Origin of the sequence: Endobacterium cereale (genome assembly GCF_009617585.1) — a bacterium.
In the GTDB taxonomy this organism is placed as follows: Bacteria; Pseudomonadota; Alphaproteobacteria; order Rhizobiales; family Rhizobiaceae; genus Neorhizobium; species Neorhizobium cereale.
The window spans coordinates 98,712-118,706 of the sequence record NZ_WIXI01000045.1 but is presented as its reverse complement, the minus strand read 5'-3'; the positions used below and the strand labels follow the sequence as shown (position 1 = coordinate 118,706).

Sequence of the window (19,995 nt, the reverse complement as noted above, 5' to 3'; positions counted from 1 at the left end):
GTGGGGGAAATTGTTTGCGCCAAGCCGGGCCGCATCGTCTTACGACAGATGCATTCGTGCCGCTAACGGGCAGGCGCCCCCGTCTCTGGCCCGATCACAGCAGAGATCTCAGTGATCCTGTTCGCCGGAAATCCACCAATTTCGGCATGGCGCTTGATGTCCTCGGCGCTTGGCGCTTCGTGGACGCAGTATATCTTGTCTCCAGCCACATAGCTGGTGATCCATTTATATGGCACGTCCAGTCCCGCAACGACCTCGTTGGATTTTGCGGAAATCTGGCAGAGATCATCGGACGACAATTTGTCGGCGCCCGGAATGTCTCGCTCTATGATGAAGGTTGGCATGACCGGCTCCTCTCCGTTTCTACCAGCCACATCAAGCGCCAGAAGTGACAGAGAGTCAAATTTTAGGGATACATCAATTGGGCGGATGGATCGCGTAGCAAGGGGCACACACCGACATGGTGATGGACCTGTGCGGTAACGCGGAGGCTCTATTTCGCCGATGAAGCCGAACAGCTGCTACCGCTCTGGATCCCGTTCATCCGGGTGCGACCGTGATGGCCAAGCTGGGATTTATCCGCCGTCTGGTGCATCAGCGGCGCTAATCGGGCTTGGCTCATCGATCTGATGGAACGATCCGGTTTGCAGGAAGCGGATCACCGCTGCCTGCACAACCGGGTTTTGCGGCATGAACGTGTGTGACACCGGCAGGATAAGCTGCTCTTTCATGCCTGCCATCCTTGTGCTTTCGACAGAAACCTTGCCGTCATTGGGGCGCCGCATGATCATCGAGCTGACCGGATCGATGGTCCGTGTGCCGGCGATGATGCCGAGTTCGTAATCACAGATATCGCCGATTTCGGGCAACGGTACACGGCCGGTGATCAGTTCCTGCCCGGCCGGACCGTAAAACCAGCGATAGGCGGCATTGCGCGCCAGAAAATCCGCGACCTCGCTGCCGTGATTGGGCGTGCCGAGCATGACGACGCGGCCCAATGTTTTAGGGCGATGCCGGTGCAGGAAGGATCGTGTGATGAGGCCGCCCATGGAATGCGGGACCATGTGTACGGCGCATTCATCATGCCAGCATGCGGGCAACGGCCGCGTCCGGAAAATTATCTGCTTTCTTTCGGAAGGGCGTAGATCGCGGTCAGCAGCGAACTGACGGCGCCAGAAGCGAAGATGACGGCTGGTTTCATGTCAAGCGGAACGAGGTGGCTCCACATCAGCGCGGTGAGGCCGCCAGCCAGACCTGTTATCGCGATGTGCTTGAAACATCTGTGCAATTCGAAGCAGGCATAGATGATGGAAAGGATAAGGGCCGGAACGCCATATAATATCAGGCCAAGGATGGCGGATGCGATTACCAGCCCCAATGTGCCGAAGACACCATCGGTGACGGCCGTGTTTTCGGCGGAAGAGAAAATCCCCATCGCGGCCAGATAGAGGGACAGGAAAATACCGGGCAAGACAGGCGCCAGCGTGAAAAAGATCACGGTTTTCTTGAAGGGATACACCGTCTGTTCGCGCCTTGCCTCGATAGCTTGCCTTGAGAGGTCGTGCGGATACGACCGGGTCCCGATGCGTGGGGTCAGATGCGGCAGCAGTTTCAACGCGGCCGCTCTGGCTTTGTTAAGCCGAAAATTTCACCGTCACGCCGCGCTGGCGAAAATAGGCCTGCATCAGCTTGCGGCCGGAGCGGTTGCTATGTGCGAGCTTTGCCGGATCGAAGACGGCTTCCTTCTGGCCTTCACGGCCAAGCGCTGCCTTGAGGGCGGCGATATGCAGATCGATATCGAGATTGTCGGCATTGATCGACTGGTAGATTTGGTCTGTTGCTTCCGCGACGGTCTTTTCGCTCACGATGATGCTCCTGTTGTTATGCCTGCGGCGTCTACCACGTTTTTCGGTCTGAGCGTATTGTGGGGAAATTGGCTGAGGTCAATGGGGGAGGGGATTAGAAGCGTCGAGAGGGATGTTGGTCACATTGCCTGGCCGCCCGCGTCTGAAGAAATTTTTCGATCCGGTGGGCTGGCTTTCGCGGCCTGTCGGCACGAGGTATAGGCCGGGCAAGACAGCTTTATTCTGAGACAGGCAACGGGACAGATATGGCAGGCAGTCGCAAGATTGATCCTCGACGCGGGATCAGCCCGGAAGGATCCGCTATCCGCGTCGATGCATCCGGTTTTTCGCTCGTCACATCCCAGGAACCTATCTTCCGTGTGGAATGGAGCAGCGTGTCCCAGATCGTCGGATATACGCGGTTTCGCTCGATGAAACCGGAACTGTGCCTCGCATTTGCGGGCTCTCGCCCCAATGACCAAGTGGTTGTCCATGATACCCTACAGGGTTGGGATGCGCTGTGTTCCGCCATGTTGCAGGTGTTTGCGCAGGCAGATCGTGATTGGCACCTGAGGGCGGCCCATGATGTCGAAAACCTCGATTCCTATTTGCCCGTTGCAGCCGTTGTGCCCAATTTCACGGTAAATCCCACAATTGTCTGGAGCCGGTGAGACCGTTATCCTCAGGAGCGTTTCTCTGAGCGAAATGCTCCTGTTCCCGTCACCCGTCATGGCCATGAAAAGCTATTATCTCGAAGACCTAGATGATGATGTTGCGGCCAGAGCGGCTCTGACGGAAATGCTGCCGCGGCAGTCTAAGCCATGGGTTCTGTTTAATGCTGCCGGAGATGATGCCATCGCTTGTTTCAATGTCGACGGAGGCAGTGAATTCGATCTGACCACAGGCCCATTTGTGATCTCAGCCGACATCAGCGGCCGGCACTATCATGAGGACGCGGTGGTTCTCGATCTGCTGCGCCGGCTCAGGCAAAAACTCGGTGGTACGATCCGTAACGACGATGGTAGGGTGGTTACGTGAGCCCACCCTCATGTCGGTCCGCTGCCCACCAGATTTCAAAGGTAAGCTTGCAAGCCGAGGACATTGTCAATGCAGCACTCGGATGATGACCGTCTTGTAACCGTCGCGATCGGTTACGGTTTTGCCGAAACGGCCACCACGGCCGCCTATCTTGAGGCTCACGGCGTGCCCGTTACGACCCTGCCATACCATCTGGCCTCGATATCATGGGATATGGTGGTAGCCCTCAAGGGCATGGAAATCCGGGTTCCCGCAAGGCTGGCGGGGGCAGCCTGTGTCCTGCTTGCTGAAATTGCACGGCCGAATGTGCCGGATGGCAGCACAACGGGTTGGGCCCAATGGGGCAGGCGGATCGCATTGGTGCTGATCTTCCTGATCACCTATGTGCCGCCGCCGCCAAGGGGCGTATTTTATCTTTCCCGAGCGGAGGTCGTCGGATCTCATCCGTGAGACCCGTTTTTCCAATCAAGCCCGTTTCGTCAGCGGAAACCGTTCCTTCAGCAACCTCTGCACCGAAGCCGCGTCCATTGGCGGGCCAAACAGGTAGCTCTGGCCGTAATGGCAGCCCATTTTCACCAGGTCGGCGGCATCGTCGTCGGTTTCGACGCCCTCGGCCACCACCACCATTTCCAGCGAACGCGCCATGGCGATCACCGAGCGCAACAGCAGCGCCCGCTTTTCCGCCGCACCAGCCACCAGCGCCTTGTCGAGCTTGATCGTGTCGAACGGGAATTGCGTGAGGTACGCGAGCGAAGAATGGCCCGTGCCAAAATCGTCGAGGGCGAGGCTGATGCCGGTTTCCTTGAGCTTGTTCAGCACGAGGCGGGCCTGTTCCGGGTTTTCCATCATGACCGACTCGGTTAGTTCCAGCTTGAACCGGCTCGGGGCGCAGTGGGTTTTCGCCAGGATCGAACGCACGTCGTTGCACAGATCGTTGTTGATCAGCTGCGCGCTCGACAGGTTGACCGACATGAAGATCGGCAGGTCGCCGGTCTGGGTTTCCCAGTCCTTCAGGTCGTTAGCGGAACGGTCGAGCGCGAACAGACCGAGCGGGCCGATCAGGTCCGACATTTCGGCGATCGGGATGAATTCGCTCGGCGGAATGGTGCCGCGTTTGGGGTGTTCCCAGCGCATGAGAGACTCAAAACCGGCGATCTCGCCATTGTCCAGCCGGATGATCGGCTGGTAGGCCATGGTCAGTTCCTTGCGGTCCAGCGCGCGGCGCAGGTCGGTTTCCAGAAGCAGACGGTCTGTGCCTGTCGAGCGGAAGGCCGGGCGGAAGGGTTCGACGCGGTTGCCGCCGGCACGCTTCGCCCGGTACATGGCAAGCTCGGCGTCGCTGAGCAGCCCTTGCGCGTTTTCCTGCTGGTCCACCCATGACGCCAGACCGATCGAGGCGGTGAGGATGATTTCGCGGTGGGCAAAGTTGATCGGCACCATGATCGCCTTCGACACGGCATCGGCAAAATCCGCCACCTTGGCCGGGTCGCGTTCGGACACCAGGATCAGGCCGAACTCGTCGCCGGAAAGGCGGGCCAGCGTATCCTGCGGTTTCAGGAGACGGCGCAGGCGGCGGGTCAGCGCGATCAGAATATTGTCGCCGGCGGCGATGCCTAGACTGTCGTTCACCTGCTTGTAACGGTCGATATCGATCGACAGCACGGTCGGGCGCACGCCGTCGCTCGAAGCGGCGATGGTCAGCACCGATTGCAGGCGGTCGAGAAACACCTGACGGTTCGGCAGGCCGGTCAGGTTGTCATGCATGGCATCCTGCAGCAGCCGCTCGACCGAGTTTTTCTGTTCGGTGACATCAACGACGGTGCCGACGCAGCGGATGATCTCGCCATTCGAGCCGAGAACCGGCCGGGCGCGAATTTGCAGCCAGTGGAAATGGCCGTCTTCGGCGCGTATGCGGAATTCGTGGTTGAGGCGGCCGCGGCGGTGTTCCAGCAACACGTCGAGCGTTGCCTTGAAGCGGTCGCGGTCATCCGGGTGCAGGCGCGGGATCCAGTTGCGCACCGGGCCGTGCATGGTGCCCGACGAAAGGCCGAGCTGCTGCGAAATGTCCGGCGTGGTGATGACACGGTCACGCGCCACGTCCCAGTCCCAGACGGTATCGCCGGAACCGGTCAGCGCCAGCGACTGCCGTTCCAGGTCGGAGAACAGACCCTGCTGGTAGGCACCGCCGGCAAAGGCGTGCTGCATGACCGTGAAGCCGATGAGGAGGACGATGAGGACAAGGCCGCCGCCGAGTGCCGGCTGGATGATATCGTTATCGAGACGTCCCGTCACCGTCAGCCAGCCGCCGAACAGCCAGACCAGCAGGATCGCCCAGGTTGGCACCAGCAGGATGGCGCGGTCAAAACGGTTGAGGCCGAGATAGATGATCAGCAGGATGCCGGCCGTGCCGGTCAGCGCGAAGGACAGGCGGGCAATGCCGGATGCGATCGACGGATCGTAGATGGCGACACCAAACAGCAGGCCGAGACCAATAATCCAGGCGAAGGTCGCGTAACCGAGATGCACGTGCCAGCGATTGAGGTTGAGATAGGTGAACAGGAAGATGACCAGTGAGGAGGCGAGCGCCACTTCCGCGCCGGCGCGCCATATTCGCTGGTCGCTTGATGTCACCAATATCAGCTTTTCGAGGAAGCCGAAGTCGATGCAGACATAAGCGAGAACCGCCCATGCAAGCGCCGCTGCGGCCGGCAGCATGGATGTGCCCTTGACCACGAAAAGGATGGTCAGGAACACGGCCAGCAGGCCGGCAATGCCGAGCACGATGCCCTTGTAGAGCGTGAACGAGTTGATCGAATCCTTGTAGGCATCCGGCTGCCAGAGATAGATCTGCGGCAGTTGCGGCGTCGAAAGTTCGGCCACGAAGGTGATGACGGCGCCGGGGTTCAGCGTGATGCGAAACACGTCGGCATCCGGGCTGGCGATACGGTCGAGCGCAAAGCCTTCAGATGGCGTGATGGAGATGATGCGCTGCGAGCCAAGATCGGGCCAGAACAGCTGTGATTTGGCGAGACGGAAATGCGGTGCGACGATGACGCGCTCCAGCTGTTCGTCGGTGACGTTGGCGAGCGCAAACACCGCCCAATCGCCCTGGTGGGCGTCGGAGGAGGCACGCACCTCGATACGGCGGCGGATACCGTCGGTGCCGGCGGCGGTCGATACCTGAAAGGCCTCGCCCTGGTTGGCATAGATTTCGGTGGTCGGCGTCAGGTCGAGCGCGGTGTCGTCACGCGACAGTTTTACCGGTTCGGCGGCAAACACGGACGTCGAAATGAAGGCGGTGACAATGAGGACCAGCGCCGCCGCGATGCGCTGCATGGTCGATATGGAGGCAGTGTTGGTCATGGTGTAAGCGTATTCCCGAATTCCGTCTTTCCGAACTCGGGCGTCTCGCCCGCCAGTCGTGAGAACATCAGGTGGTCACGCCACTCGCCGTTTATCTTCAGGTATTTTCGCAACAGACCTTCCCGTTCGAAACCGGCCTTCTCGAGAAGACGCACGCTTTTCCAGTTCTCCGGAATACAGGCTGCCTCGATACGGTGCAACTGAAGACCGCTGTGGATGTAGGGTACTGCGAGCTTGAGTGCGGCGAACATATGGCCATTGCCGGCATATTTTTCGCCCATCCAGTAACCGATCATGCAGCTTTGCGCCGCTCCCCGGCGGATCAGCCCGATCGTCAGCCCGCCCATCAGCGCCATGTCCTGCCGTCGAAACAGGAAAAACGGCACGGCAATACCCGATGAGAATTCCTGTGTATTGCGCTGCACACGCAGCCGAAAGGCGCTTTCGGTCAGCTCGTCAGCCCGCCATGTCGGCTCCCACGGCTGCAGGAAGGCGCGGCTGTCATCGCGTGCCGCATGCCATTGGCGGTAATCGGCAAAACGCGGCAGGCGCAACAGGTGGTGATCGCCGTAAAGCTCCGGCGTCTCCGGCTGTCGCGACAAAAACCGAAACACCGATCTCGTCATATCATGCGCACTCCGCCCGCCTTGCAGGTGGACATCGGCGGGAAGGCGTTGGCCGGAGCATGGGGCATGCACCGGCCGGGCCGGATCAGCCGGTGGCCTGTTGTGTCTTGATCTGCGGCGCCGAAAGCGCCGAGGTGATGTCTTCGAACGGCGCCAGTGTTTCCACCGGGCCGATGGCGGACAATGTCGGAACCGTATCGAAAAACAGACGTCCGGCAAGATCGGTCAGGCGCTGGGTGGTGATGCCTTCCAGGCGCTCCATCATTTCGCCGCTCGGGATCGGGCGACCGTAGAGCAGCATCTGGCGGGCAAGCTGGCCGGCACGGGCGCCGGGGCTTTCCTGGCCCATCAGAAGCTGGGCGCGGATCTGCGCACGGGCGCGGTCGATTTCCACCTGATGCATGATTTCGGACGACTTGCGCAACTCATCCAGAATGACCGGAACCAGCTGCGGCAGATCGTTCGCGCCTGTCGCGGCATGGATGCCAAAAATGCCGGTATCGGAAAAACCCCAATGGAAGGCATAGACAGAGTAACAGAGGCCGCGATGCTCACGCACCTCCTGGAACAGGCGCGAGGACATGCCGCCACCCAGGATGTTGGCGAGGATCTGCGAGCAATAGAAGTCCCGCATGTGGTAGGCCTTGCCCTCGAAACCGAGCAGCACCTGCGTATCCATCAGGTCGCGGGTGAGGCGCACGTCGCCGCCGATATATTTGGCGGCTTCCATGACCGGCGGTGCCGAAGGCGTCTGCGGCAGCGAAGCGAAACGCTGTTCCACCTGTTTGACGAAGACGTCGTGATCGACGGCGCCGGCTGCGACCACGAACATGCGGTCGGTGGTGTAATTGCGCGAAAGGTAGCCGCGAATATTGTCGGGCGTGAATGCCAGCACCGTTTCCGGTGTGCCGAGAATGGGGCGGCCGAGCGTCTGGCCGCGATAGGCGACTTCGGAAAACTGGTCGAAGACGATATCGTCGGGCGTATCGTTGGCCGCGCCGATTTCCTGCAGGATGACATTCTTCTCGCGCTGCAGCTCTTCTTCCTCGAAGGCGCTTTCGGTCAGGATGTCGGCAAGGATATCGACGGCCAGCGGCACGTGATCCTTCAGGACGCGGGCGTAATAGGATGTCGTTTCGGTCGAGGTGGCAGCGTTCAGTTCGCCGCCGACATTCTCGATTTCCTCGGCGATGTCGCGCGCACTGCGGCGCGCGGTGCCCTTGAAGGCCATGTGCTCAAGAAGGTGGGCAATGCCATGCTCATCTTCCATCTCGTTGCGCGAGCCGGATTTGATCCAGACGCCCAGTGCAACGCTTTCCAGATGCGGCATGTTTTCGGTGACGACGGTCAACCCGGACGCGAGCCGGGTGATATTAACATTCATTCTGTATCTCCGGCGTTTGTCGATCCCTTACGAGGTTGCCCGCGCATGTTTGCCGATGAAGCTTTCGACGGCTTTCAGGTCGGCATCCAAGAGATCGAAACGCTCCTCCCGTGTCATTAGATCAGCAAGCCATAGTGGAAGGGCTGGGGAAATTCCGCAAGCGCTTTCTACTGCAGCCGGGAACTTGGCCGGGTGCGCGGTCGACAGCGTCACCATTGGAACGCCGGGTTTTGCAAATTTTTTCGCTGCAAAAACAGCGGTCGCGGTATGTGGATCGATCAGGTAACCGGTCTCCGCCAGCGTCTCCTTGATGGTCGCAGCAACTTGGCGTTCGGTGGCGCGGGCAGCGCGGAACTCGCGGCGGATCGTTTTCAGCGCTTCCGCCTGGATCTCGAACGAACCGGACTGTTTCAGGCTCGCCATGGCATTACGCACGGTGCCTGAATCACGGCCATAGGCTTCGAACAGAAGACGTTCGAAATTGGACGAGATCTGGATATCCATCGACGGCGAGGTGGTGGCGTGCACGCCCTTCATCTCGTAACGACCGGTCTTCAGCGTGCGGGCCAAAATGTCGTTGTCATTGGTGGAGATGGCCAGACGCTCGATCGGCAGGCCCATCTTCTTGGCGACGTAACCCGCAAAGATATCGCCGAAATTGCCGGTCGGCACCGTGAACGAGACTTTGCGATCAGGTGCGCCGAGCGAGAGGGCGGAGGTGAAATAATAGACCACCTGCGCCATGATGCGCGCCCAGTTGATCGAGTTGACACCCGACAGACCGACCTTTTCGCGGAAGGAAACGTCGTTGAACATCTCTTTGACGAGGTTCTGGCAGTCGTCGAAATTGCCCTTCACGGCAACGGCGTAAACATTCGATGCACCCGAAGAGGTCATCTGGCGCTGCTGCACCGGCGACACTTTTCCGTGCGGGAAAAGGATGAAGACGTCGGTGCGCTCGCGGCCGGCAAAGGCGTCGATGGCGGCACCGCCGGTATCGCCCGAAGTGGCGCCGACGATGGTGGCGCGTTCGCCGCGCTCGGCCAGAACATGGTCCATCAGGCGGGCGAGCAGCTGCATCGCCACGTCCTTGAAGGCCAGCGTCGTGCCGTGGAAAAGCTCCAGCACAAAATCGTTCGGGCCGGTCTGCACCAGCGGCACGACGGCCGGATGGCGGAAGGTGGCGTAGGCTTCATCGATCATCGCTTGCAGCTTGTCGGCCGCGATCTCGTCACCGACGAAACGGCTGATCACCGCGAAGGCGACCTCCTGATAGGTCTTGCCGCGCAGGGCCTTGATGTCTTTTTTGGAGAAGGTCGGCCATTCGCGCGGAACGTAAAGGCCACCGTCGCGGGCAAGGCCGGCCATGAGTGCGTCGCGAAAGCTGAGCGCGGGTGCTTCGCCGCGTGTCGAGATGTATTCCACGAAGTTCATTCCCCAGAAGAAAGTAAGGCGTATAAAAGTTCGGCCTTCAATACAGAAAGCTGTTGGGGATTGCGAGCCCGGATTGCACGCCAGCGGTTCGACTGCGCGAATTTCGCCGCATTCACATGTGTTTCAACGTGCAGATGATTTTCGTCTCATAACGGATCGATTTTTGATTTTGCCGCTGCTATAGACCTTGGCTTGAAGAGGTGCCGGAGGGTTCCGGGCGCGCCAGAGATCAAGTCAGGATCGGCCATGCGGCAGATCAGATATGCAAAAGGGTTGAGTAACGTGTTTGGAAAAACATCCCTGACCACGGCATCTTTCAAGACGGTTTTGCGCGCCTCCGCCGGCGTTGCCATCGTCGCCGCTCTCGTCGGCTGCAACACGCCCGACCTTGGCGCTGCCGGTCGCGCCGAGGCGCAGGCCAATGTGACGCCTGTCGTGCAGGCCTATTGCCCGCAGGTGGTGATCCGCACCGATACCGGCTTCCACCGCGCTTATGCCGGCAAGGCGGCCGAAGGCGACGACAGCAAGCTGATCTATCAGGCCTCCTTCGCCGACGTGACCCGCTCCTGCACGGCGAACGAATCCACACTCACCATCAACGTGATGGCTCAAGGGCGCATCGTGGCTGGCGCTGCCGGTAAGACCGGCGACGTGACGCTGCCGGTTCTGGTGGAAGTGGTGGATGGCAACGATGTCATCTATTCGCAGAAGGTCGCCTTCAACGCCGCCATCCCGCCGGAAGGCAGCGGCCAGTTCATCTTCCAAAAGCCTGACGTTTCGATCCCCAACGCAGCCGGTGGCGCTTCGCGCTTCACCACGGTGCGCATTGGGTTTGACACAGGCAAGGCTGCACCGAAAAAGCCTGCGCGCAGGGGTTAAGGTTAAAAAAATCAGGAAAAAGCCCGGCCTCACGCAAGCGAGGCTGGGCTTTTTTGTTTTTCAAGCCATTTCAACGACCTGATATTTTGCGTGGAGCCTGAAATATGTCCGACGCCGACCGCGTGAAAAAAGTGCTGCAAGCCAATTTTCGCGAGCAGCGAGATCATGTCGCTGAATGGATGTCCGAGCCGGCCAATCGCGCGCGAATGCATGACAGACGAGTTGAAAAAATTCTCGAACCCTTTCTGGCGGATGGTTCTCAGAGAAAGCTTGTTCCGGCTGCGATGCGCGATATCCGATACTGGCATCTGATGCAGGCAATGCAGCAAAGCTTCAATCATGGCCCGTATCCGGCTGAACAGATCGCGCTCGCGGGCCTGCATGCCTTCTGGCACCTCGAATGTGCTCATGCGATCATGGAATCCAACGATCCTGCCGGTTACACACTCTATCTCGAAGATTTCGACACCGTGTCGCTGATGCTGGCGCTGGGCTGGCCGGATCATGCCATTCGCCTTGCCGATACGCTGCTCGACCGATGGGACGAACAGGAGGGCGGGGCCGGCAACATCGCCTGGGAGGCCTTGCCGCAATATGTGCCCTGGCTGTCGATCAAACTCTACCGGGCGTGGAGCGGTGATGAGATCGACCTTTACGCCGAACCCGAGGACGACCAGCTTGACGGGTTTTCCGGGCTTGCCAAACATGTGCTGCACGAGGACCCGGCGGTGTTTGCTCAAGCGCTGCGGAATGCCGCCGATTTCCACGTTCTCGGCAGCGGTGTCAATGATGACGATCCGGTGCGTGAGTATAATCACTGGTTCCTGCCGGTGGAACTGCTGGCGGCATGCCGTATTCGCGAGCTGAAAGGGCTGGCACTGCCGGATCTAGCGCATCCGCTATTCGAAGCCAGCGCGTTGTGCCGGCTGCACCCGCCTGTCGCTGTGCCGGAGGATGCGCTTTTGGCGAAGGTTCTGCCTGCCTTCGCGAAGGTGACCGGTACGCTCGATCTGGAGGTGTAGAACACGATGCGGCACTACGATGACGAAGCCCATCCGCCATTCGAACTGCCCGTAAGCTTTTATTATGAAGGCAATCCGGTCGGTGCTTTCGAAGACGGTGTTATGCCGACCGTGCCCGGCACTTACAGGTATATGCCTTTTCGAGGTGTCGGAAACTTCTGGATGGGGCAGGCGCTGGGCGAGGGCCGGACGGTGTTCTGCACCTATCCGCAAGGGGCCTCGACCATCCGTTTCCAATTGATCGCCCGTCATGCAGATCGCACGCTCGTCCTCGACAACTTTTCCGCTGTGGATGGCGAATAGCGCCTTTTGCATCCGAACAGTTTCCTTCACCGCATTCCGGACCATATGTCGTCTTTATCAACCGACCATGTCGTTTTCGCAGGCGTTCGAATGCGCCCTCGCATGGTCTCATGAAAGAGCAGAACGCATGGAAGGTAGCGCGCCCGTCCGAGGAGGGATGGCCGTGCAAAAGGTTCAACCAGGGAGGAAATGGTATGAGCAGGAACCGAGGCGTCGTTTATCTGAAACCCGGCAAGGTGGAAGTCCGCGATATCGATGATCCGAAGCTGGAGGCGCCGGATGGTCGGCGCATCGAGCACGGTGTCATCCTCAAAGTCATTTCCACAAACATCTGCGGTTCCGACCAGCACATGGTACGCGGTCGCACCACCGCCATGCCCGGCCTCGTGCTCGGCCATGAAATCACCGGCGAGGTGATCGAAAAGGGCGTCGATGTCGAGATGCTGGAAATCGGCGATATCGTCTCGGTCCCCTTCAACGTCGCCTGCGGCCGCTGCCGTTGCTGCAAGAGCCAGGACACAGGTGTGTGCCTGACGGTGAACCCGTCGCGTGCCGGTGGTGCCTATGGTTATGTCGACATGGGCGGCTGGATCGGCGGGCAGGCGAAATACGTCACCATCCCTTACGCCGATTTCAACCTGCTAAAGTTCCCGGATCGCGACCGGGCGATGTCAAAGATCCGCGACCTCACCATGCTCTCCGACATTTTGCCGACCGGTTTTCACGGCGCGGTGAAGGCGGGCGTCGGTGTAGGCTCGACGGTGTATGTTGCGGGTGCCGGCCCGGTCGGCATGGCAGCTGCGGCGTCGGCGCGCATTCTCGGGGCTGCCGTCGTCATGGTCGGCGATTTCAACAAGGAGCGTCTGGAGCATGCCAGAAAGGTCGGGTTCGAGCCGATCGATCTCTCACAGTCTGACCGCCTCGGCGACATGATTGCGCAGGTCGTCGGCACCGATGAGGTGGACAGCGCTATCGATGCGGTCGGTTTCGAGGCGCGCGGCCATGCGGGCGGCGAACAGCCGGCGATCGTCCTCAACCAGATGATGGAGATTACCCGCGCCGCCGGCTCCATCGGTATTCCGGGGCTTTATGTGACGGAAGATCCGGGCGCCGTGGATGCGGCGGCCAAGCAGGGCAGTCTGTCACTGCGGTTTGGTCTCGGCTGGGCGAAGGCGCAGTCTTTCCACACCGGCCAGACGCCGGTCTTGAAATACAACCGCCAGCTCATGCAGGCCATCCTGCACGACCGCCTGCCGATCGCCGATATCGTCAATGCCAAGGTGATTTCGCTGGAGGATGCCGCGCAGGGTTATGAGAGTTTTGACCAGGGTGCGGCGACAAAGTTTGTGCTCGACCCACATGGGGCGCTGGGCAAGGTGGCTTGATCGCCGGAAACGCATAAGACCAGCCGCGCCGCTTGCGCGGCTGGTCTTTTCCTCGGCAGGTTATGCCTGTTTTCGAAGAGCGAATGCGCCGGTCGAAATGGGCGCGTAACAAATCCTTTACATTGCGAGTGCTTGACGCTTTGCCGCCAGCCGGATCAAAGGCGCCTCATGGTGGCCCTGACGCTCGACGTCGCGGCAAGGTGATTCTGCCTCAAAGGCCAGAGCGTGTTCAGGAGACGATAATGAAGGCATTTCAGCTCGGTGACCGTAAAGGTCTAGGTTCATTGACGGCCACGACCCGGCCAGATCCCGTTGCCGCACCCGGCGTCGCCATTGTTGCCCCGCGCCTTGTCAGCCTGATCAGCCGCGATCTGCAAATCCTGCGTGGTACTTATGGCGGCGACCAGCCTCAGGAGCGCATTCCAGTGTCGGAAGGGGTCGGCGAAGTGGTCGCGGTCGGCGAAGGCGTTACAGAGGTTCAGCCCGGCGACCGGGTGATCTGCGGCCATTTCGCCAAGTGGCTGGATGGCAAGTTTCGGCCCGACATCGTGTTCGGGTACGATATCGGCGTCAATCAGGATGGCTGGTTGGCCGAAAAGGTGGCATTGCCGGCCGCCTCCTTGATCAAGGTGCCCGATGCTCTGGCCGACAAGGATGTGGCGGCGCTTGCTTCCGCGGCGCTGACGGCATGGAACGCACTTGTTGAAATGTGCCATGTAAAGGCTGGTGATACTGTGCTCTGCCTCGGCACTGGCGGTGTTTCGATGGCCGGGCTGAAGATCGCCAAACTGCATGGCGCGCGGGTGGCGATCACCTCTTCGAGTGATGACAAGCTGGCCATCGCCCGCGAGCTGGGTGCGGATATCACCATCAATTACCGCAGGCATCCTGACTGGGCGGCCGAGCTGATGGCGCAGACCGGCGATGCCGGCGCCGATATCATCCTCGAAACGGGTGGCGAAGACACGATGGGCCAGTCGATTGCCGCCGCCGCAGTCAATGGACGTATCGTCGTCATCGGCGTGACGCCGGGCAAGGGCCCGGCCATTCCTGATTATGTCGCCTTCATCGCCAAGAACATCACGATCAGGGGCATCGCCAATGGCAGCCGCGCCATGTTTGTCGATCTTCTACGCGCCATCGAGGCGAATGGCATGGAAACGCCTGTCAGCAAGGTGTTCAAATTCGATGACGCGCCACAAGCCTATGCCTATTTTGCAGCAGCAGAACATGTCGGCAAGGTGATGATCGAATTCTGATCCGTAACGAAATCAGGCACAGCCCCATCTCGATGTCGGGGCCGTGCCGCCCTTCAGTCGCTCATCGGCCGTCGGGCATCATCCGTTCGGAATAATTTCACACCACTTCCCACTCGGCCAGTGCCGCCACCATGGCGGGCAGTTCGCTCATGCGGGAAATCACTGTTTCCGCGCCGGCATCGGTCAGCTTGTCGGCATGGCTCGGATAGGTGTGCGAGGCACCGGTAAAACCGATCACCCGCATGCCGGCCGCACGTGCGCCATGCACGCCATGCGACGAATCCTCGATGACAAGGCAGCGTTCCGGCGCGACGCCGAACTGTTTTGCGCCGTGCAGAAAGATGTCCGGCTTGGGTTTGACCCGATCCGGCCCGAGATCTTTCGCAGAGTAGATATGGTTCTCGAAATAGGGTTTCAGACCGACCTTGGTCAGCATCATGTCCAGTCGTGCCGACGACGAATTGGAGCAGATGCAGCGCTGTGTGGTCAGCCGCGCAAGCGCGAATTTCACACCCTCGATTACCTTCACGTCACGCGCCAGGCGAGCGTCGAGCAGCTTTTCCGACTTGTCGAGCAGCGAGGCCGACAGCGGGATATCGGCTTCCTTTTCCACCTGCAGAAGAATGTCGCGCCAGGTCAGGCCGGCAAAACGTTCGCCCATCTCTTCGGCGCTGATCGGGTAACCGGCTTCGGTCAGAAGCCGGGATTCCACCTGTGCTGCGATGATTTCCGAATCGACCAGAACGCCGTCGCAGTCGAAGATGATGAGGTCGAAACCGCTCATGAGCAAAATTCTCTCAAGGTGTGTTTGGGTAAGGCGGCTCTACACGAGGCAGGCCGGACGAACAATGCGAAACGGCTCAATCGACCGGAAAAACGGCCATAAAACGGCGTTCGCCCTCCGGCGTGAAGTCGATGATGCGGCTATCCGCCACTCTTCGCGCCCAACCATTGTCGATGAAATGGCCAAGCAGTGCCCTGCCGAGCGAGCCGGCCAGATGCGAGCGCCTTTCGCTCCAGTCGAGGCAGGATTTGCACAATGGGCGACGGGGCGAGTGCAGGCTTTCGACATCGATGCCGAGTGCGGACACGCGAGCGTGGCCGGCCTTGGTCAGCGTCAGTTTCTCGCCCTCGGCCGCAATCACGCCCTCGCACAAAAAACTGTCGAGCATGCGCACGCCAAAATCGCCGGCCAGATGATCATAGCAGATACGCGCCTTGCGCAGAGCCGGGTCTTTGGGGCCGGGCTTGTGGCGCAAATGGCCACGGCTGGCGGCAAAACCCATGAGGCTTTCCAGCATCGCACCTGTCGCCGTGTCGGCCAGCGCGAAATAGCGATGCCGGCCCTGCTTGCGTTGAGACAAGAGCCCGCCATCCTCCAGCTTGGAGAGGTGCGAACTGGCAGTCGGCAGCGACACGCCGGCGGCCTGTGCAAGCTCGCTCGCGGTCAAGGCCTGCCCGCCCATCAGCGCGGTCAGCATGTTGGCGCGGGCGGGGTCGCCGATCAGCGTGCCCAGGCGGGCGATATCCGGTCCTTCTTTCATGACGAGACTTCTAGCACACAATTTCCTTTCATGCTTCGATCTGGACCGAAGCATTGACGGAAATCGACATGGCAGAAGGAGGCGTGCCAACAGAAGGAAATGCCCGATGATTACTTGTTTCATCCGCTACGAGATCGATCCGTTCAAACGCGAAGAGTTTGCCGAATATTCGCGCAACTGGGGTCAATGCATCCCGCGCAACGGCGCCGACCTGATCGGTTATTTTGGCCCGCACGAAGGATCTGCGACGACGGCCTACGGCGTCTACAACATCGAAAACCTCGCCGCCTATGAGGCTTATCGTCAAAACCTTGCGGCTGACCCGCTGGGGCGGCAGAATTACGAATTCGCCAAACGCGAACGGTTCATCCTCAAGGAGGATCGCATCTTTCTGAAGAACCTGTCGCTGCCGCATGGATTGGGAGGAAAACCATGATCGCCGTCATCTTTGAAGTTTTGCCCTTCATGGGCGAACGCCATCATTATCTCGATATCGCGGGGGAACTGCGCAAGGAACTGGAGACGATCGACGGCTTTGTGTCGATCGAACGGTTCGAGAGCCTCACCAACCGCGGCAAGATCCTGTCCCTGTCCTTCTGGCGCGACGAGGCGGCGGTGAAACAATGGCGCAATCTCGAAAGCCACCGCGCCGCCCAGAAGGCGGGAAGGGGCGGGATTTTCGCCGACTACCGGCTGAGGGTGGCGCATGTGCTGCGCGATTACGGCATGAACGAGCGGGAGGAGGTGCCGGAGGATAGCAACGCGGTGCATGCGGGGTGATCAGGCAGGTCCGGCGCTCTGTTGAATCGCTTCGATGGCAATGCGCAATCTTGGTAGTTCGTCCTCGATTACCGCCCAGATGATTCTGTCCGACAGCCCATGGTATTCGTGCCGAAGCACATTGCCGATACCACGGACCTTGGGCCACGGGATTTCCGGCCGGGTGGAACGGAGATGCTCGGGAATGTGACGGCTGGCTTCCGAGATGATTTCAACGGCGCGCTCCAGTCCCAGCTTTAGCATCGTGTCGTTCTGATAATCCTCAAACGACTTGCCGGCAATTGCTGTCTCGATGGCGGTGATTGCGTAGATAATGTCGTGAAGGAAATGTCGAAACTCCCGCGCCATCAAAACACCTGAGTGGCGGAAGCTTCTATCCGGTCTCTCAGGAGCGGGTGAAGGCTATCACGTGTCGTTATGTCGACATCAAGTGCGAGTTCTTCCTCAAGAAAAAGCTTGATCCCAACCAGATCGAAAGCGCTGAAACGGCTCTGCGGATCATAATCGATAAACAGGTCCAGATCGCTCGCAGGCCCGGCTTCGTTGCGGGCCACCGAACCGAAAAGGTAAAGAGAAGTGGCTCCGAGCGCGCGGATTGCGTCGGATTGGCTTTTCAGCTTCTCGATGGCCTCATTACGCTTCATGGGAGGTATTCTACCGCATTTCGTTATCCGCCACCACGCCAATTCTTTTCCCGAAATCATCCGCCCGTTCAGTGTTTGGTAACCAAAATCAGTAACCATACCAGTCACTAAACACGTATTCGAGTAAGCGTAGAGGCGAGTATCAAAATGGCGTTTGTATTCCCGCTGGCCGACATCACATCGACCCGGCAGCAGCCAAAGAACTGGCTCAACTCCATCATCAAGGGCGATTGCGTCGCTGCTCTGAACGCTCTGCCGGATCATTCGGTTGACGCGATCTTCGCCGACCCGCCGTATAACCTGCAGCTCGGCGGCGTGCTTCACCGTCCCGACCATTCCGTCGTCGATGCCGTCGATGACGAATGGGACCAGTTCGCCTCCTTCGAAATGTACGACGCCTTTACCCGCGCCTGGCTGCTCGCCTGCCGCCGCGTGTTGAAGCCGAATGGCACGATCTGGGTCATCGGCTCCTACCACAACATCTTTCGCGTCGGCGCGATCATGCAGGACCTGAATTTCTGGCTCCTCAACGACATCGTCTGGCGCAAGACCAACCCGATGCCCAACTTCAAAGGCCGCCGGTTCCAGAATGCCCATGAAACGATGATCTGGGCCAGCCGCGACGCCAAGTCCAAGGGCTATACGTTCAATTACGATGCGCTCAAGGCATCCAACGACGACGTGCAGATGCGCTCCGATTGGCTGTTTCCGATCTGCTCGGGTGGCGAACGCCTGAAGGGCGATGACGGCAAGAAGGTGCATCCGACCCAGAAGCCGGAAGCGCTCTTGGCCCGCATCATCATGTCCTGCACCAAGCCGGGCGATATCATCCTCGATCCGTTCTTCGGTTCGGGCACGACCGGCGCCGTCGCAAAGCGTCTCGGCCGCAACTTTGTCGGCATCGAACGCGAGCAGGATTACATCGATGCGGCCTCCGCCCGTATCGAAGCCGTCGAGCCGCTCGGTGGCGCAGAACTGACCGTCATGACCGGCAAGAAGGCCGAACCACGCGTTGCCTTCAACACGCTGGTCGAAAGCGGCCTCATCCGTCCCGGCCAGGTTTTGACCGATGCCAAGCGCAAATGGAGCGCCATCGTGCGTGCCGATGGCACGCTGGCATCCGGCGGATCCGCCGGCTCCATCCACCGCCTTGGCGCCAAGGTGCAGGGGTTTGATGCCTGCAACGGCTGGACCTTCTGGCACTACGAGGAAGACGGCGTTTTGAAACCCATCGACGATCTTCGGACCGTCATCAGAAACGATATGGCAAAGGCAGGCTGATCCACCAGCGGCACAAGGCCACCGGATGAACCGGCGGCTGCCAGATCGCGAGATTCCTCTCCGGTTTTGTACCTCTAGTCCCGGAAGAGGATCCTTGACGCCCGGTTTCGTCCGAGACCGGGCGTCTTTTATTTGTGATTTCTACCCTCGATTTCAGAGCGTTGGCCGGATAGTTGCGAACGGCATGCGGATTTCGGCGAAAGCCGGCTGCAACGCTGCCGCAAATCTGTGATGGCGGCTTATGTTCTGATCGTTCATCCTTCTGGGATGTGGGGGAAATATGCGTTTTGTTTCGACTGTTCCAACCTTGATTTTCGGCGCCGTTGCCATTGTCGCGCTCGGCATCGTATTCGGCTCCTGGTGCACGATCGATCAGGGTGAACGTGGCGTCGTGCTGCGTTACGGCGCGATTGCCGGCACGGCCGAGCCGGGCCTCGGTTTCAAACTGCCGGTCATCGACAGCATTGTGCGCATTTCCGTGCAGTCGCAGGCCGTGGTTTATGACCGCATGGACGCCTATAGCCGCGACCAGCAGCCGGCGACGATGAAGCTTTCCGTCAATTACCGCATCCCGGTCGATCAGGTCGCCACCGTTTACGAACAGTTCGGTTCGGAAGCCGGTCTGTTGAGCCGTCTGGTCGAGCGTCGCGTTTTTGAGGAAACCAAAACCGTGTTTGGCCGCTTCAACGCCGTCACCGCCATTCAGGAGCGCGGCCGCCTCAACCAGGAAATCGCCGATGCCATTCAGGCCGGCGTCAAGGGGCCGGTGATCGTTGACAGCGTGCAGATCGAAAACATCGATTTTTCCGACGCTTACGAAGCGAGCATCGAGCAGCGCATGCTGGCCGAGGTCGAGGTGCAGCGCCTGCGCCAGAATGCCGAGCGTGAAAAAGTGCAGGCGGAAATCACCGTGACGCGCGCCAATGCAAACGCCGATGCCCGCCGCGCCGATGCGCAGGCGCAGGCAGATGCGGTGCGCCTGCAGGCTCAGGCCGATGCCGAGGCGATCCGTGTGCGCGGCGAGGCGGAAGCCGATGCCATCAAGGCGCGCGGTGATGCGCTGAAGGACAATCCCGGCCTCGTGTCGCTGACGCAGGCCGAACGCTGGAACGGCCAATTGCCCTATACGATGGTGCCGAATGGCGCCGTGCCGATGATCGATGTGTTGGGCGGCGCCGGTCGCGCCAACGCTGCAGTGGAGCAGTGACG

Annotated in this window: 25 protein-coding genes; 12 read left to right on the top strand and 13 right to left on the bottom strand. The window is 59.9% G+C overall.

The features are described 5' to 3' along the window. Positions 1–62: 62 nt before the first annotated feature. The 4 genes from GAO09_RS15965 to GAO09_RS15950 form a co-directional block, all read right to left on the bottom strand. Positions 63–344, bottom strand: a complete 282-nt coding sequence (locus GAO09_RS15965; RefSeq protein WP_153355006.1) for a DUF4242 domain-containing protein — start codon at positions 342–344, stop codon at positions 63–65. A gap of 231 nt (positions 345–575) precedes the next feature. After that, positions 576–1,064, bottom strand: coding sequence for a lipase family protein (locus tag GAO09_RS15960; RefSeq protein WP_153355005.1), 489 nt, complete (start codon positions 1,062–1,064; stop codon positions 576–578). A 53-nt stretch (positions 1,065–1,117) separates the two neighbouring features. Next, a complete protein-coding gene (locus GAO09_RS15955) occupies positions 1,118–1,498 on the bottom strand; it encodes a hypothetical protein (protein ID WP_153355004.1) in 381 nt (126 codons plus the stop codon). Positions 1,499–1,634: 136 nt separating this feature from the next. After that, positions 1,635–1,868 (bottom strand): hypothetical protein, encoded by a 234-nt coding sequence (locus GAO09_RS15950; RefSeq protein ID WP_324185450.1) that lies wholly within the window; start codon positions 1,866–1,868, stop codon positions 1,635–1,637. A gap of 242 nt (positions 1,869–2,110) precedes the next feature. Between GAO09_RS15950 and GAO09_RS15945 the strand changes: the two genes are divergently transcribed. The 3 genes from GAO09_RS15945 to GAO09_RS15935 all read left to right on the top strand — a co-directional run bounded on the left by GAO09_RS15945 (position 2,111) and on the right by GAO09_RS15935 (position 3,332). Continuing rightward, positions 2,111–2,515: a hypothetical protein gene (locus GAO09_RS15945; RefSeq protein ID WP_153355003.1), complete on the top strand. Its 405-nt coding sequence runs from the start codon at positions 2,111–2,113 to the stop codon at positions 2,513–2,515. A gap of 34 nt (positions 2,516–2,549) precedes the next feature. Further along, a complete protein-coding gene (locus GAO09_RS15940) occupies positions 2,550–2,882 on the top strand; it encodes a hypothetical protein (RefSeq protein WP_209018732.1) in 333 nt (110 codons plus the stop codon). A 69-nt stretch (positions 2,883–2,951) separates the two neighbouring features. After that, positions 2,952–3,332 carry a hypothetical protein gene (locus tag GAO09_RS15935; protein ID WP_153355001.1) on the top strand — a complete coding sequence of 127 codons (381 nt, stop codon included), beginning with the start codon at positions 2,952–2,954 and terminating at the stop codon, positions 3,330–3,332. A 15-nt stretch (positions 3,333–3,347) separates the two neighbouring features. Here the strand turns inward: GAO09_RS15935 and GAO09_RS15930 are convergent, their stop codons facing one another. The 4 genes from GAO09_RS15930 to thrC form a co-directional block, all read right to left on the bottom strand. Then, a complete protein-coding gene (locus GAO09_RS15930; RefSeq protein ID WP_153355000.1) occupies positions 3,348–6,245 on the bottom strand; it encodes an EAL domain-containing protein in 2,898 nt (965 codons plus the stop codon). After that, complete coding sequence (locus GAO09_RS15925; RefSeq protein ID WP_153354999.1) at positions 6,242–6,871, bottom strand: GNAT family N-acetyltransferase; 630 nt, start codon at positions 6,869–6,871, stop codon at positions 6,242–6,244. The genes GAO09_RS15930 and GAO09_RS15925 overlap by 4 nt, the downstream gene beginning before the upstream one ends. Before the next feature lie 85 nt (positions 6,872–6,956). After that, complete coding sequence (locus GAO09_RS15920; RefSeq protein ID WP_153354998.1) at positions 6,957–8,255, bottom strand: M16 family metallopeptidase; 1,299 nt, start codon at positions 8,253–8,255, stop codon at positions 6,957–6,959. Between the two features lie 27 nt (positions 8,256–8,282). Beyond that, complete coding sequence (thrC, locus tag GAO09_RS15915; protein ID WP_153354997.1) at positions 8,283–9,689, bottom strand: threonine synthase; 1,407 nt, start codon at positions 9,687–9,689, stop codon at positions 8,283–8,285. A 246-nt stretch (positions 9,690–9,935) separates the two neighbouring features. Here thrC and GAO09_RS15910 point away from each other — a divergent pair, with 246 nt between their 5' ends. Then, on the top strand, positions 9,936–10,568 hold the full coding sequence (locus GAO09_RS15910; RefSeq protein WP_235938205.1) for a PilZ domain-containing protein: 633 nt from the start codon (positions 9,936–9,938) through the stop codon (positions 10,566–10,568). Positions 10,569–10,597: 29 nt separating this feature from the next. On the opposite strand, the gene GAO09_RS15905 is transcribed toward GAO09_RS15910, so the two are convergent. Continuing rightward, on the bottom strand, positions 10,598–10,978 hold the full coding sequence (locus tag GAO09_RS15905) for a hypothetical protein (RefSeq protein WP_153354996.1): 381 nt from the start codon (positions 10,976–10,978) through the stop codon (positions 10,598–10,600). Between the two features lie 6 nt (positions 10,979–10,984). Here GAO09_RS15905 and GAO09_RS15900 point away from each other — a divergent pair, with 6 nt between their 5' ends. The 4 genes from GAO09_RS15900 to GAO09_RS15885 all read left to right on the top strand — a co-directional run bounded on the left by GAO09_RS15900 (position 10,985) and on the right by GAO09_RS15885 (position 14,537). After that, complete coding sequence (locus GAO09_RS15900) at positions 10,985–11,590, top strand: hypothetical protein (RefSeq protein ID WP_153354995.1); 606 nt, start codon at positions 10,985–10,987, stop codon at positions 11,588–11,590. Between the two features lie 6 nt (positions 11,591–11,596). After that, positions 11,597–11,893, top strand: a complete 297-nt coding sequence (locus GAO09_RS15895; RefSeq protein ID WP_153354994.1) for a hypothetical protein — start codon at positions 11,597–11,599, stop codon at positions 11,891–11,893. Between the two features lie 194 nt (positions 11,894–12,087). Then, the gene (gene fdhA / locus GAO09_RS15890; protein WP_153354993.1) at positions 12,088–13,278 is read left to right on the top strand and encodes a formaldehyde dehydrogenase, glutathione-independent; all 1,191 of its coding nucleotides are present in this window, start codon (positions 12,088–12,090) and stop codon (positions 13,276–13,278) included. Positions 13,279–13,520: 242 nt separating this feature from the next. Then, a complete protein-coding gene (locus tag GAO09_RS15885) occupies positions 13,521–14,537 on the top strand; it encodes a zinc-dependent alcohol dehydrogenase family protein (RefSeq protein WP_153354992.1) in 1,017 nt (338 codons plus the stop codon). A gap of 97 nt (positions 14,538–14,634) precedes the next feature. Here the strand turns inward: GAO09_RS15885 and GAO09_RS15880 are convergent, their stop codons facing one another. After that, positions 14,635–15,321, bottom strand: coding sequence for an HAD family hydrolase (locus GAO09_RS15880; protein WP_153354991.1), 687 nt, complete (start codon positions 15,319–15,321; stop codon positions 14,635–14,637). A gap of 76 nt (positions 15,322–15,397) precedes the next feature. Beyond that, positions 15,398–16,081, bottom strand: coding sequence for an ArsR/SmtB family transcription factor (locus GAO09_RS15875; RefSeq protein ID WP_153354990.1), 684 nt, complete (start codon positions 16,079–16,081; stop codon positions 15,398–15,400). Between the two features lie 106 nt (positions 16,082–16,187). Here GAO09_RS15875 and GAO09_RS15870 point away from each other — a divergent pair, with 106 nt between their 5' ends. Both GAO09_RS15870 and GAO09_RS15865 read left to right on the top strand, forming a co-directional pair. Next, positions 16,188–16,517, top strand: a complete 330-nt coding sequence (locus tag GAO09_RS15870; protein ID WP_153354989.1) for an NIPSNAP family protein — start codon at positions 16,188–16,190, stop codon at positions 16,515–16,517. After that, positions 16,514–16,861 carry an antibiotic biosynthesis monooxygenase family protein gene (locus GAO09_RS15865; RefSeq protein ID WP_153354988.1) on the top strand — a complete coding sequence of 116 codons (348 nt, stop codon included), beginning with the start codon at positions 16,514–16,516 and terminating at the stop codon, positions 16,859–16,861. Before GAO09_RS15870 ends, GAO09_RS15865 begins: the two co-directional genes overlap by 4 nt. Here GAO09_RS15865 and GAO09_RS15860 read toward each other — a convergent pair whose 3' ends face one another. Beyond that, positions 16,862–17,209: a HepT-like ribonuclease domain-containing protein gene (locus tag GAO09_RS15860; protein WP_209018731.1), complete on the bottom strand. Its 348-nt coding sequence runs from the start codon at positions 17,207–17,209 to the stop codon at positions 16,862–16,864. Beyond that, positions 17,209–17,505: a nucleotidyltransferase family protein gene (locus GAO09_RS15855; protein WP_153354986.1), complete on the bottom strand. Its 297-nt coding sequence runs from the start codon at positions 17,503–17,505 to the stop codon at positions 17,209–17,211. Before GAO09_RS15855 ends, GAO09_RS15860 begins: the two co-directional genes overlap by 1 nt. Positions 17,506–17,652: 147 nt before the next feature. Between GAO09_RS15855 and GAO09_RS15850 the strand changes: the two genes are divergently transcribed. Together GAO09_RS15850 and GAO09_RS15845 are read left to right on the top strand one after the other, a co-directional pair. Further along, positions 17,653–18,786, top strand: a complete 1,134-nt coding sequence (locus tag GAO09_RS15850; protein WP_153354985.1) for a site-specific DNA-methyltransferase — start codon at positions 17,653–17,655, stop codon at positions 18,784–18,786. Between the two features lie 280 nt (positions 18,787–19,066). Further along, positions 19,067–19,993, top strand: coding sequence for a prohibitin family protein (locus GAO09_RS15845; RefSeq protein ID WP_153354984.1), 927 nt, complete (start codon positions 19,067–19,069; stop codon positions 19,991–19,993). Positions 19,994–19,995: the final 2 nt, after the last annotated feature.

What these genes read in the sequence shown, in the direction of transcription:
- GAO09_RS15910 (WP_235938205.1), top strand. Translation starts at nt 9,936, where the DNA reads ATGCGGCAGATCAGATATGCAAAAGGGTTGAGTAACGTGTTTGGAAAA.
- GAO09_RS15945 (WP_153355003.1), top strand. Translation starts at nt 2,111, where the DNA reads ATGGCAGGCAGTCGCAAGATTGATCCTCGACGCGGGATCAGCCCGGAA.
- GAO09_RS15935 (WP_153355001.1), top strand. Translation starts at nt 2,952, where the DNA reads ATGCAGCACTCGGATGATGACCGTCTTGTAACCGTCGCGATCGGTTAC.
- GAO09_RS15900 (WP_153354995.1), top strand. Translation starts at nt 10,985, where the DNA reads ATGGAATCCAACGATCCTGCCGGTTACACACTCTATCTCGAAGATTTC.
- GAO09_RS15850 (WP_153354985.1), top strand. Translation starts at nt 17,653, where the DNA reads ATGGCGTTTGTATTCCCGCTGGCCGACATCACATCGACCCGGCAGCAG.
- GAO09_RS15920 (WP_153354998.1), bottom strand. Translation starts at nt 8,255, where the DNA reads ATGAATGTTAATATCACCCGGCTCGCGTCCGGGTTGACCGTCGTCACC.
- GAO09_RS15875 (WP_153354990.1), bottom strand. Translation starts at nt 16,081, where the DNA reads ATGAAAGAAGGACCGGATATCGCCCGCCTGGGCACGCTGATCGGCGAC.
- GAO09_RS15880 (WP_153354991.1), bottom strand. Translation starts at nt 15,321, where the DNA reads ATGAGCGGTTTCGACCTCATCATCTTCGACTGCGACGGCGTTCTGGTC.
- GAO09_RS15895 (WP_153354994.1), top strand. Translation starts at nt 11,597, where the DNA reads ATGCGGCACTACGATGACGAAGCCCATCCGCCATTCGAACTGCCCGTA.
- GAO09_RS15870 (WP_153354989.1), top strand. Translation starts at nt 16,188, where the DNA reads ATGATTACTTGTTTCATCCGCTACGAGATCGATCCGTTCAAACGCGAA.
- GAO09_RS15940 (WP_209018732.1), top strand. Translation starts at nt 2,550, where the DNA reads ATGCTCCTGTTCCCGTCACCCGTCATGGCCATGAAAAGCTATTATCTC.
- GAO09_RS15845 (WP_153354984.1), top strand. Translation starts at nt 19,067, where the DNA reads ATGCGTTTTGTTTCGACTGTTCCAACCTTGATTTTCGGCGCCGTTGCC.
- GAO09_RS15855 (WP_153354986.1), bottom strand. Translation starts at nt 17,505, where the DNA reads ATGAAGCGTAATGAGGCCATCGAGAAGCTGAAAAGCCAATCCGACGCA.
- GAO09_RS15905 (WP_153354996.1), bottom strand. Translation starts at nt 10,978, where the DNA reads ATGAGCACATTCGAGGTGCCAGAAGGCATGCAGGCCCGCGAGCGCGAT.
- GAO09_RS15885 (WP_153354992.1), top strand. Translation starts at nt 13,521, where the DNA reads ATGAAGGCATTTCAGCTCGGTGACCGTAAAGGTCTAGGTTCATTGACG.
- GAO09_RS15860 (WP_209018731.1), bottom strand. Translation starts at nt 17,209, where the DNA reads ATGGCGCGGGAGTTTCGACATTTCCTTCACGACATTATCTACGCAATC.
- GAO09_RS15965 (WP_153355006.1), bottom strand. Translation starts at nt 344, where the DNA reads ATGCCAACCTTCATCATAGAGCGAGACATTCCGGGCGCCGACAAATTG.
- GAO09_RS15925 (WP_153354999.1), bottom strand. Translation starts at nt 6,871, where the DNA reads ATGACGAGATCGGTGTTTCGGTTTTTGTCGCGACAGCCGGAGACGCCG.
- fdhA (WP_153354993.1), top strand. Translation starts at nt 12,088, where the DNA reads ATGAGCAGGAACCGAGGCGTCGTTTATCTGAAACCCGGCAAGGTGGAA.
- GAO09_RS15865 (WP_153354988.1), top strand. Translation starts at nt 16,514, where the DNA reads ATGATCGCCGTCATCTTTGAAGTTTTGCCCTTCATGGGCGAACGCCAT.
- thrC (WP_153354997.1), bottom strand. Translation starts at nt 9,689, where the DNA reads ATGAACTTCGTGGAATACATCTCGACACGCGGCGAAGCACCCGCGCTC.
- GAO09_RS15930 (WP_153355000.1), bottom strand. Translation starts at nt 6,245, where the DNA reads ATGACCAACACTGCCTCCATATCGACCATGCAGCGCATCGCGGCGGCG.
- GAO09_RS15960 (WP_153355005.1), bottom strand. Translation starts at nt 1,064, where the DNA reads ATGGTCCCGCATTCCATGGGCGGCCTCATCACACGATCCTTCCTGCAC.